This window comes from Micromonospora sp. NPDC004336, from assembly GCF_053602615.1.
Genome location: NZ_JBSGDY010000181.1, coordinates 1 through 11,095, shown reverse-complemented (window position 1 = coordinate 11,095; position 11,095 = coordinate 1). Strand labels below are relative to the sequence as shown.

The following is an 11,095-nucleotide window of genomic DNA, read 5'->3' as shown; positions in this document are numbered from 1 at the left end:
GGCGGCGGGCGGCAGGCGGGCAGGCGGCCGGCAGGCGGGCAGGCGGCCGGCAGGCGGGCAGGCGGCCGGCAGGCGGGCAGGCGGCCGGCAGGCGGGCGGCGGGCAGCGGCCGGCGGGCGGCGGGCAGCGGGCGGCAGGCGGCGGGCGGCGCACCGTCGGTTCGGTTTGGGCGGTGGGCGGGTGCTCGGGTGGCGGGTGGCGGGACGGCTCAGCCGGCGCGGGTCTCGGCGGCCAGGTGGTCCAGTACGGCCCGCACGTCGTCGCCGGTCCGTGCCATGACGCGGCGTTGCCGGGCGGCGCCGTTGCCGTCCCGGCGCAACCGGACCAGCTGGTCGCGTACGTAGTCGAGGTCGCCGTGCCGGGCCAGCGCCGGCGTCACCGTGTCGACGAGGTCGCCAACCAGGTCCCAGGCGGGACGGGCGACGCCGGCGCGCAGGTCGATCAGGTCGCCCTCCAGCCCGTCGTGGGCGGCCCGCCAGTGCGCGGCGGAGACCAGGCAGTCGCGGATCCGCCGGGCGGGGACCCCGGCGCGGGCATCGTCGGCCAGCGTCGCGACGAGCGCGCGGACCAGACCCGCGACCAGCACGGTGTCGTCCACAGCCGGGCACACGTCGCCCACCCGGACCTCCACCGTGGGGTACGCGGCCGACGGGCGCGCGTACCAGTAGACCATCGCCGCGTCGAGCATGATCCCGGCGTTGATCAGGTCCGCCACCGTCGCCTCGTAGTCGGCGACCGACTCGAAGTGCGGGGTCGGCCCGATGCTGGGCCAGCGTTCCAGCTGCATGGAGCGCCAACTGGCGTGCCCGGTGTCGCGGCCGTCGTGCAGCGGCGAGTTGGCGGTGATCGCCTGCACGACCGGCAGCCACGGGCGCAGGTGGTTGCAGACCTGGACGGCAAGTTCACGGTCGGGCATCCCGACGTGCACGTGGCAGCCGCAGACGGCCGGGTCGTGCGCGACCGGCCCGAACCGCCGGGACATGGCGTGGTAGCGCGGTTTGTCCGGTACCGTCCGGTGCGGCTCGTGTACGGGCGTGGCACCGACGGCGACGAGTCGGGCCCCGGCGGCCTCGGCGGCGTCGCCGGCGGATCGGCGCAGCGCCACCAGGCGCGCACGCAGCTCGGCCAGGTCGGCGGTGACCGGCGTGACCATCTCCACCATGCTGTGCCGAAACTCCTGGCGGCTCTGGTCCCGGGCCGTCCCGGACAGGGCGGCCAGCACCCGGTCGGCAACCGGCAGGCTCTCCCCCGTGCGCGGGTCGAGCAGGAGATACTCCTCCTCCACCCCGAGCGTCAGCGTGGTCGGGTTGGAGGCGGTGGCGACTGCCGGACGGTACGTCATGGGTGCTCGGCGTCCGTTCCTCGGGCGGCGCGCCGGGCGCCGCGCTGCCGGATGACCCGGGGTTCCCGGCCCGACGACCGGGCAAACGCGCAGGCGAGGGCGCCGGCTGGCGGTGACCGGTCGACGGGCCACGACCTGACGGTGACCGGTCGACGGGCGGTCGACCGGGAACCGGGCCGGCCGGTCCGGGTGTCATCCGCCCGTCAGGGTCGAAGCCGCCCGCGTGGACAGGAAGGCGCGTTCGGCCGCGTTGTCGGTCCGCGCGGCGGCTGCCCGGTACGCCTGCGCCGCCTCCCCCGCCCGGCCCAGCCGGCGCAGCAGGTCCGCCCGGACGGCGTGGAACACGTGGTAGCCGGCCAGGTCGAGGCGGTCGACGGCGGCCAGCGCGACCTCCGGCCCGGCCACCTCGGCGAGCGCGACGGCCCGGTTCAGCGCCACCACCGGCCCCGGGGCGTACGCGGCGAGCTGGTCGTACAGCGTGAGGATCTGGGCCCAGTCGGTGCCGGCGGCGTCGGGCGCGTCGCTGTGCACGGCGGCGATCGCGGCCTGGATCTGGTACGGCCCGGGCCGGTCCCGGCGCAGACAGCGGCGGACCAGCGCCTGGCCCTCGGCGACGAGCCCGGCGTCCCACCGGCGGCGGTCCTGCTCCGGCAGCGGCACCAGGACGCCGCCGGCGGTGGTACGGGCGGGCCGGCGGGCCTCGGTGAGCAGCATCAGCGCCAGCAGCCCCGACGCCTCCGGCTCGTCCGGCATCAGCTCGACCAGCAGTCGGGCCAGCCGGATCGCCTCGGCGCACAGGTCGTCGCGGACGAGCCGGTCGCCGGAGCCGGCCGTGTGCCCCTCGGTGAAGATCAGGTAGAGCACGGCCAGCACGGTGGTGAGCCGGTCCGGCAGGTCGGCGTCGCGCGGCACCCGGTACGGGATGCGGGCGGCACGGATCTTCGCCTTGGCCCGGACGATCCGCTGGGCCATGGTCGCCTCCGACACGAGGAAGAGCCGGGCGATCTCGGCGGTGGTCAGCCCACCGAGCAGCCGCAGGGTCAGCGCGACCCGGGCGGCCGGGTTGAGTGCCGGATGGCAGCAGGTGAAGATCAGGCGGAGCCCGTCGTCGCGCACGGGTCCCTCCCCGGCCGGTACGTCGCGGGCGTGCAACAGGGCGGCCTGGGCCTGCCGGTCGGCCCGGGACGCCTCCCGCCGCAGCCGGTCGATCGCCCGGTTCCGGGCGGTGGTGATGATCCAGCCGGCCGGGCTGGGCGGCGGCCCGGTCTCCGGCCACCGCGCCACCGCCACGGCGAACGCCTCCTGCACCGCCTCCTCGGCGAGGTCGATGTCGCCGAGGAGGCGGACCAGGACGGCGACGGCGCGGCCGTACTCGGCGCGGAACACCGCCTCCACGTCGGGCATGGTCAGCTTCCGCCCCGGAACGGGCGCGCCTCGGTCGGCAGCGCGGTGGCCCGGAACCCCGGATCGTGCGTCCCGTCGCCGCCGGGCTGGTGGCCGCTGAGCACGTACCGTCTCATCACTTCCCCACGCCTCCCGGGGGCGGCACCGCCGCCCGGTTCCTCATCTCTTACACGAACCATCGCGGCCCGGATCGACGAGGCACCGCAGCTTTCGCGCTGCGGGCCGGGCCGGCGGTCCGCCCACGGCCGCATCGACGGCCCGGCGTACGTCGGCATCGGCGGCCCGGCCCATGCCGGCATCGGTCGCCCGGCCCACAGCGGCATCGGCGACCCGGGTGCACAGTGGGATCGGTCGTCCGGCCCACGGCGGGGCGGTCCGGCCCACGGCGGGGCGGTCCGGCCCATGGTCGTTCCGGCGACCCGGTGCACAGCGGAATCGGCCGTCCGGCCTACGCCGGGGCGGCTACGGCCCATGGTCGTTCCGGCGGACCGGCCAGCCGTCCGCTCAGGGCCGCAGGACCAGCTTGCCCACGGTGGCTCGCGCCTCCAGCGCGGCCAGCGCCTTCGGCCCGTCGGCCAGGTCGTAGACGGTGGGTCGACCGGGGGTGAGCACCCCGGCGGCCATCAGCGCGGACAGCTCGTCGGTCAGCTCGGCGAAGACCGCCGGCGCGTGCTGCGCCAGCACGCCGATGTGCAGGCCGATCAGGTGGATCTGGTGGGTGAAGTTCAGCTCCCAGTTGCTGATCGTGGCCTCGCCGCTGGCCACACCGTAGACGACGACACGGCCGGTGGCCCGGCGGGCGGCGTCCAGGCTGGCGCGGAAGGTGGCGCCGCCGACCGATTCCAGCACGAGGTCGGCGCCCCTGCCGTCCGTCAGCCGCAGCACCTCGGCGGCGACGTCGGCCTCGCGGTAGTCGATGACGTGGTGCGCGCCCAGCGCCCGCACCGTGTCGTGCTTACCGGCGGAGGCGGTGGCGATGACGGTCGCGCCGTAGTGCCGGGCCATCCGCACCGCCGCCTGGCCGACCCCGCCCGCCGCCGCGTGGACCAGCACCGTCTCGCCGGCGGCGAGCCGGCCCAGCGGCCGGAGCGCGGCGAGCGCGGTGGCCCAGTTGAGGATCAGACCCGGCGCCTGCTCGTCCGTCCAGCCCGCCGGCACCCGCGCCGTGCCGGCGGCGGGCAGCGCCAGGTATTCGGCGAACGCGCCGGCCCCGGCGCCGATGACGTGGTCGCCGAGGGCGAGGTCGGTCACCCCCTGCCCGAGCGCGACGACCTCCCCGGCGGCTTCGAAGCCGGCGACGTACGGCGCCTGCGGTCCACCGTGGTACGTGCCGCGCGTCTGCATGACGTCGGCGAAGTTGACGCCCGCGGCGCCGACCCGGATCAGCACCTCACCCGGGCCCGGGGCCGGTACGGGCGCGTCGGTGACGAGGCGCATGTCCTGCGGGCCGTTGAGGGTGGTCTGCCGCAGGGCACGCATGGTGGCCGGAATGCCCGACGGCAGGACGGCCGTGGCCGTCGGGGCGTTCGCCGGACGAGATACATCGGTGCGAGAAGTCATGCCCGGAGGCTAAAACCCTGCCGTAAGCGTCAGAGTCAAGCCCACTGTGACGCCCCCCTCCCCCACCCCTCTCCCCTCCCGCCCTCCCCACCCTCCCACCGCGTCGATCTTGCACTCGCTGCCCTCGATACGGGCGATTCACCCCATAAGTCGGGGCAGAAAGTGCAAGATCGACGCGCGGGGAGGGGCGCGGGAGGGGCGCGGGGGGGGGCGGGGGGGGGTTACGGGGTTGGGGCGGGGGTTTCGGGCGGGCGGGCCGGGTTTGTGGTGCAGGTGGTGTCGGCGCACGCCACGGTCGCGCCGGCGGCAGTTCGGGCGGCCCGCAGGTAGGTGCTCAGGGCGTCGCGGTTGCGGGTCAGGCTCCCGATGCGGCGATCGAGCTGGTCCCGTTGGCGGGCCACCTGCTCGATCATGTGCGAGCACGGCACCTGCGGCAACAGGTCCGCCGGCCCGTCGAGGTAGGGCAGGATCTCCCGGATGAGGCGGATCGGCAGGCCGGCGTCGAGCAGCCCGCGGATCTGCCGTACCGCCTCGACCGCGCCGTCGTCGAAGTCCCGGTAGCCGCTGCCGTCCCGCCGGGGCAGGATCAGCCCCTCCTGCTCGTAGTGGCGCAGCGCGCGGACGCTCACGCCGGTCGCCCGCGCCAGCTCCCCGATCCTCACGCGACATCCCCCGGCGGGTCGAGGGGCCGTTGCCGCGCCGTCACGACCCGGCCCCGAGCAGCGCCGCCACCGCGTCGGTGGGCTCCGGGTGGGCGGCCACCAGCGCGGCCAGCCCCGCCGGCACGCCGGTCGCGGTGTCGTCCGGCGTACGCCAGTCACCCGCGCAGCCGAGCAGCGCGGCGACGGCGTCGACCGGCTCCGGATGCCCGGTCAGCAGGGCCGTCACCGGCCCGGACGCGACGGCGGGAACCGCCGGCGGCGGGGCCGGCGCCGCCTCCCACGGCGGCACCCAGGAGTCCAGCGCGGGCAGCGATCCCGGGAAGGTGCGGCCGGCCTCGCGGACCAGCAGCGGCACCAGTTCCGGGCCGTGGTCGCGCAGGGTGGTGATCAGCGTGGGCAGCCAGGGCAGCAGGACCGGGTCGGGCAGCCGGGCGAACGCGGACGACATCACCTCCACCACGAACGGGGCGAGCCCCGGCACCGGCTCCAGCGCCTGCACGAACCCGCCGAGGTACTGCGGGAAGGCGGGCACCACCAGCGGGTTGCCGAGCAGCTCGGCGCAGCGCCCGCGCAGTTCGGCCAGGGACAGCAGGCCCAACTGGTGCCGGGCGGCCCACAGCAGCGCGACCTTGGCCGGCGCCTCCGGGTGGGACTGCGCGACGGCGAGTTCGAGCTGCGACCGGTCGCAGCCCAGCGAGACCGCCAGGCTCTCCATGCCGAACAGGAAACCCAGCATGGCCCCGACCTGCCGCACGCCGCTGTCGTCGTCGAGGAACGCCATGGGCAGCAGCGTGCAGTAGTGCGCGTATCCGGTGGTCACGAACGCCTCGCACCACGCCGGCAGCGACCCGGTTGCGCGGTGGTGGGCCAGCAGCCGCCGGATCCGGCGCAGCACCTCGGGCGCGTCGTCGACGGTGCGTTCGGCGGCGAGCAGCTCCACCGCCCGGTTTCCCAGCTCGTCGACGAGGCGCGCGTTGTCGAGCAGCAGGACCGCGTCCTCGACGGCCGCCAGGGCGACCGAGGCCGTGGCGTCCGGAGCCCGGACCGCCCGGCGCAGGCGCTGCTCCAGCACCTGCTCGACGGTGACGCCCTCGTAGCCCAGCTCGATGAGCGCCCGCTGGTGGCGGCCGAGGGCCAGGTCCCAGCTCTCCTGGATCGAGCGGTGTCCCAGCCGGCGCTCGCCCATGATGGGTCGTACCGCGTCGGGGGGCAGCAGGCGCCGCAGCCGCCAGAGCAGGTCGGAGCAGGGCGCCAGCGCGGGTTCGGCGTGCAGGTCCAGCAGGGCGCGCTGGATCGTACGCTTCTCCAGGTCCAGCCCGAGGGGACTGAGCCGGTCGTGGACGTCGCGGGCGAGCGGCGGAAGGGCCTCGTAGCCCACCTGGCCGATCCGGTCGCCGCCGAACAGGATCTCGCAGAGCCGGCGGACGTCCCGGCGCCCCGGGACGACGTCCTTCTCGATGCAGGTGACGGCCGCGTCGGCGAAGTCGTACGGGGTGGGCCGGGCGCGGTTGCGCAGGCCGGCGAGGAGGATCGAGGTCTCGAAGACCGCGATCGCGTCGGCGGTGCTGGCCAGGTAGCCGTTGCGCCGGGCCAGCCGGACGATGTCGACGCACCAGCCCCGCAGCTCGGCCTCGTCGAGGCCCTGCGCCGCCGGCGGCCGGCCGAGGAAACCGGAGAGCCGGTCGGCGACGGGGGCGGCGGGCGTGGGGGCCGCGGCGGCGCGGCGGCGGCCGGCCCGGGTGCGGGCGCCGCGCTGCCCCGACAGCCGGAACGGGGTCAGCCCCGTACGGGCCAGCGCCTTGCTCCAGGTCGCCGAGGCGATCGACACCGACCCGGGCGCGAGCCCGAACTGCGCCTCGATGGCGGAGTGGCTGGAGGGGATGAGCCCGTAGTGCCACCGGGTGCGGGTACGCGGACCGATCTCGAAGGGTGCGTCGGAGCGCAGCCCGAACTGCTCGACGCGGCTGGCGGCGTGGAACGCCCCGCAGACGTAGAGGCAGTCGGCGGGATCCGCCCCGGAGGCGGCGAGGTGCTGCCGCATCCGGGTCCACATGTAGCGCTCGCGGTCCGCGTCGCGGTCCCGCCCGTCCGCCCCGGCCGGGCGCAGCCGCCGGAACAGGCTGCCGATGAGCACCATCACCTGTCGGTAGGTGTCGTGGTCGGCGTCGGCCAGCGGCTGCTCGACGTACTGGTCCCACCACTCCGACCAGTGCCGCACCTTGCCGTGGTGCAGCAGGTACGCCTCGAGTTCCGCGAAGCGGGGCCGCAGGTCGCCGATCTCGACCCCGACCGCGTCCCCGTGCAGGGCCGCCTCCTCGCCCGCGCCGGCGGCGGGCTCGGCGTCGCCGTCGGCCGGCGTCTCGTCGGCGTCGCCGGGACGACGCGGCGACCACTGGAAGACGTGGTCGGTCGAGCGGTCCACCAGCACCAGCTCGACCCCCGGCGTCTCCGCCGCGTACGCGATGGCCTGGTATTCGGCGCTGGCCTCGGTGATCGGCGCGACGACGCTGAGCGGCCCCCAGTCGGCCGGGAAGCCCTCCAGCTCGGAGGCGAACGCCTGCACCGCCACCGGCAGCCGGCAGTTGCGCAGCTCGCCCAGCAGCGGCTGGAGGTCCTCGCAGAGCTCCAGGTAGATCACCTTCGGCTGTTTCGCGCGCAGCCGGCGGGCCATGGCCAGCGCCGAGGCCGGCGAGTGGTGGCAGACCGGGAAGATCTCCAGTTCCTCGCCGAGGGCCCGGTCGACGTCGTCGACGATGCCGGCGAGGATGTCGGCGACGGCACCCGGGTCGCCGGCGAAGGCGGTGGCGGCGGCCGTGAGCTGCTGGCGCAACGCGCCGAATGGCCCGGCCTCGGTGGGGGCGGTCACGACAGGGAGGCGATCGCCTGGCGGCCGCCGTCGAGGAAGCCCTCCCAGCCGCCGTCCTGCTTGGCGCGCGGCTCCACGACCCCGTGCAGGTACTTGTTGAGGATCGCCAGGTCCTCCGGGCTGCGCCGGGCCAGCGAGCCCACCAGCGAGCCGGCCAGCGTCGCGGCGCGCAGGGTGCGGTCGCCGAAGAACTGGCTGTGCAGGATGGCGTCCTCCAGGACGCCGATCTGCTCGGCGGTGGACAGCGCCGACTCCAGCTTCTCGTCGTCGCTGGTCGCCGAGGCGGCGGCGGCGCGCAGGTCGGCGAAGCTCTGCAGCAGGATGTCCAGCAGGTTGGGCGGCACGTCGAGGGCGATCTGGTGCCGGCGCAGCAGCTCCTCGGTGCGGAAGCGGACGATCTCGGCCTCGCTGCGCTTGTTGGTCACCACGGGGATCCGCACGAAGTTGAACCGCCGCTTGAGCGCGGAGGAGAGGTCGTTCACGCCCCGGTCCCGGCTGTTCGCAGTGGCGATGATCGAGAAGCCGGGCTTGGCGAAGACGATGTTGTCGTGGTCCAGCTCGGGGATGGAGACGTACTTCTCCGACAGGATCGAGATCAGCGCGTCCTGCACGTCGCTGGTGGAGCGGGTCAGCTCCTCGAACCGGCCGATCACGCCCTGCTCCATCGCGGTCATGATCGGCGACGGGATCATGGACTCCCGGGACTGGCCCCGGGCGATCACCATCGAGACGTTCCACGAGTACTTGATGTGGTCCTCGGTGGTGCCGGCGGTGCCCTGCACCACCAGGGTCGAGTTGCGGCAGATCGCGGCGGCCAGCAGCTCGGCGAGCCAGCTCTTGCCGGTGCCCGGGTCGCCGATCAGCAGCAGGCCGCGGTCCGACGCCAGGGTCACGATGCTCCGTTCGACGAACGTGCGGTCGCCGAACCACTTCTGCGGGATCTCCCGGTCGAGCCCGTCGGCCCGCTCGGAGCCGAGGACGAACAGGCGGACCATGCGGGGGCTCAGCCGCCACGAGAACGGCTTCGGGTCGGTGTCGACCGACTCCAGGTATGCGAGTTCCTCGGCGTACTTGACCTCGGCGGGGGCACGCAGCATCTCGGACATGAGGGGTTCGTTCTCCTAGGTGAGGAAGCTCTTGAGCTCGAAGACGAGTTTGCGGATGTGGCCGGAGACCACCGGCGTGCCCAGGTCCTTGAAGCGTTGCCGGAACCAGGGGTTGACGCTCTGCTGGCCCGAGCTGTTGACCGAGCCGACCGGGATGAACCGCACCCCGGAGCGGTGCACCGCCTCGATGCCGTCGAACAGCGGCTGGGAGCGGTCGAACTCGTAGAAGTCCGAGATCCACACCATGACCGTGTTCTTCGGTTCGACGATCTTCGGGCGGGCCAGCGCCATCGCCACCGGGCCGTCGTTGCCGCCGCCCAGGTTGGTGCGCAGCAGCACCTCGAACGGGTCGTGCACCCATGGCGTGAGGTCCAGCGCCCGCGTGTCGTACGCGATGAGGTGCACGTCCACCTTCGGCAGGCCGGCGAAGATCGACGCGAGGATGGTGCAGTTGACCATCGAGTCGACCATGGAGCCCGACTGGTCGACCACCACGATCAGCCGCGCCGGCGTGACCCGGCGGGCGGTCTGCCGGTAGTAGAGCCGGTCGACGTAGAGGCGCTCGTCCTCCGGGCTCCAGTTGGTCAGGTTCTGCCAGATGGTGCGGTCGAGGTCGAGGTTGCGGTAGACCCGCTTCGGCGGCACCGACCGGTCGACGACGCCGACGCTGGCCTGGGCGACCTGCGTACGCAGCACCTCCGCGACCTCGTCGACGAACCGCCGGATCAGCGCCTTGGCGTTCGCCAGCGCCACGCCGGAGAGGTTGGCCTTGTCCCGCAGCAACTGCTCGATCAGCGACATGCTCGGCGTCAACCGGCTGGCCAGGGCCGGATCGGCGAGCACCTCCCGCAGGTGCATCCGGCGGACGAGATCGCCCTCGAGGCCGGCCAGCACCCCGCCCAGGCCGTCGCCGCCGGCCTGCCGGCGCAGCCCGCCGGCCTCCAGGCCGAGCGCCTGCTCGAACCAGCCCGCGTCGGACTGCCACCGGGCCAACTGGCCGGCGTCGACCGGCCCGTGACCGGTGGCGAACACGTTGAGCAGCAGCTTCGACACCAGCGCGGCCCGGCGTACCTCCGCGGCGCCCGGCGCGACGGCCGGCGCGTCGCCGCCCGTCCCGACCTCGGCGGACCCGCCGTCCATCCCGGCCGCCGCGTCGACGCCGGCTCCACCCGCACCGGCGAGCACCTCGCGGCCCACTTCGGCGCTCGACCGCGCGGCTGGCCCGCCGGCCGTGGCCGGCTCCTGCCCCGGTTCGAGCAGGCCGCGCAGCTCGCCGGCGAGGTCCGGGAAGCGCTGGACGACCGTGTCCACCGACACCGCCGGGTCCAGCAGCGCGGCCGGCAGGCCAAGATCGTCGACGACCGCCATGCTGGCCGACTCCAGGGCGGGCTGCTCGTCGGGGTCGAAGAGCCGGGCGAGCAACCGCCAGTAGAGCACCTGGCGGCGGTTGGCGTCGGCGCGGTCGACGGGGGCCACGCCGACGCGCTCGCCGCCGGCACGGTCGGAAACGCCGCCAGCGCGGCCGGAAACGACGTCAGCGGGGGTGGGAACGCCGCCCGCGCGGTCGAGAACGGCGTCAGCGGACGTGGGAGCGGCGTCAGCGGAGATTGGAGCGCCGCCCGTGCGATCGGGAGCGGCGTCAGCGGGGGTGCGGGAGTCGGTCATCGGCGCAGCAACCGTCCCGCGCGCTCGCGCAGCACCGCCACGGCGTCGCCCGCCCTGGCGTCGGCCTTGGCCACCTTCGGGTCGGTGATCCCCCGGGCCCAGTCGCCGGTGTGGGCGACGACCGGCTTGCGCTTGACGGTGGACTGCACCGCCAGCGGCTGGAGCAGCCATCGGCCGTCGTCCCACCGCAGCAGGCCGAGGCAGGCGGACGAGGCCGCGACCAGCTCGGGCGTGACCGGGCCGCAGGACGGCAGCCGGTCGACCGCGACGGCGAGCGGATGGCCGTCGAGCTCGACGGTGAGCGCGCCCTCGTCGTCGCGCACCGCGTAGCCCTCCAGCAGGACGGGCTCCGCGATCCCGGCCGGATGCCGGTCCAGCGGCGCCGACGCCGCCGCGCCGGTAGGCTCGGCGTCGTGGCCGCGACGATGACCGGGGAGCCAGGCTCCCGGCAGACCCGCCGGGGTCTGGTCCACGCACTGGTCGAGCGTTT

General features: G+C 75.0%; 6 protein-coding genes and 3 pseudogenes. All 9 read right to left on the bottom strand.

Annotated features, from left to right (window positions below):
• Positions 1-208 precede the first annotated feature (208 nt).
• Positions 209-1,342 carry a carboxylate-amine ligase gene (locus ACWENR_RS26380; protein ID WP_452279650.1) on the bottom strand — a complete coding sequence of 378 codons (1,134 nt, stop codon included), beginning with the start codon at positions 1,340-1,342 and terminating at the stop codon, positions 209-211.
• Positions 1,343-1,534: 192 nt separating this feature from the next.
• A complete protein-coding gene (locus ACWENR_RS26375) occupies positions 1,535-2,746 on the bottom strand; it encodes an RNA polymerase sigma factor (protein WP_452279649.1) in 1,212 nt (403 codons plus the stop codon).
• Positions 2,747-3,250: 504 nt separating this feature from the next.
• Entirely contained in the window at positions 3,251-4,306 is a 1,056-nt protein-coding gene (locus ACWENR_RS26370; RefSeq protein WP_452279648.1) for an NADPH:quinone oxidoreductase family protein, read from the bottom strand.
• Between the two features lie 221 nt (positions 4,307-4,527).
• The gene (locus ACWENR_RS26365; RefSeq protein WP_452279647.1) at positions 4,528-4,968 is read right to left on the bottom strand and encodes a MerR family transcriptional regulator; all 441 of its coding nucleotides are present in this window, start codon (positions 4,966-4,968) and stop codon (positions 4,528-4,530) included.
• Between the two features lie 40 nt (positions 4,969-5,008).
• Positions 5,009-7,834, bottom strand: coding sequence for a hypothetical protein (locus ACWENR_RS26360; protein ID WP_452279646.1), 2,826 nt, complete (start codon positions 7,832-7,834; stop codon positions 5,009-5,011).
• Entirely contained in the window at positions 7,831-8,940 is a 1,110-nt protein-coding gene (locus ACWENR_RS26355; RefSeq protein ID WP_452279645.1) for an ATP-binding protein, read from the bottom strand. Before ACWENR_RS26355 ends, ACWENR_RS26360 begins: the two co-directional genes overlap by 4 nt.
• A 15-nt stretch (positions 8,941-8,955) precedes the next feature.
• Positions 8,956-10,026: pseudogene (locus tag ACWENR_RS26350) on the bottom strand (vWA domain-containing protein); the annotation flags it as partial.
• A 168-nt stretch (positions 10,027-10,194) separates the two neighbouring features.
• A pseudogene (locus ACWENR_RS26345) lies at positions 10,195-10,416 on the bottom strand (VWA containing CoxE family protein); the annotation flags it as partial.
• A 185-nt stretch (positions 10,417-10,601) separates the two neighbouring features.
• Positions 10,602-11,095: pseudogene (locus tag ACWENR_RS26340) on the bottom strand (hypothetical protein); the annotation flags it as partial.

Excerpts from the sequence above, each read along its gene's own strand:
- ACWENR_RS26380 (WP_452279650.1), bottom strand. The coding sequence starts at position 1,342 with ATGACGTACCGTCCGGCAGTCGCCACCGCCTCCAACCCGACCACGCTG.
- ACWENR_RS26375 (WP_452279649.1), bottom strand. The coding sequence starts at position 2,746 with ATGCCCGACGTGGAGGCGGTGTTCCGCGCCGAGTACGGCCGCGCCGTC.
- ACWENR_RS26370 (WP_452279648.1), bottom strand. The coding sequence starts at position 4,306 with ATGACTTCTCGCACCGATGTATCTCGTCCGGCGAACGCCCCGACGGCC.
- ACWENR_RS26355 (WP_452279645.1), bottom strand. The coding sequence starts at position 8,940 with ATGTCCGAGATGCTGCGTGCCCCCGCCGAGGTCAAGTACGCCGAGGAA.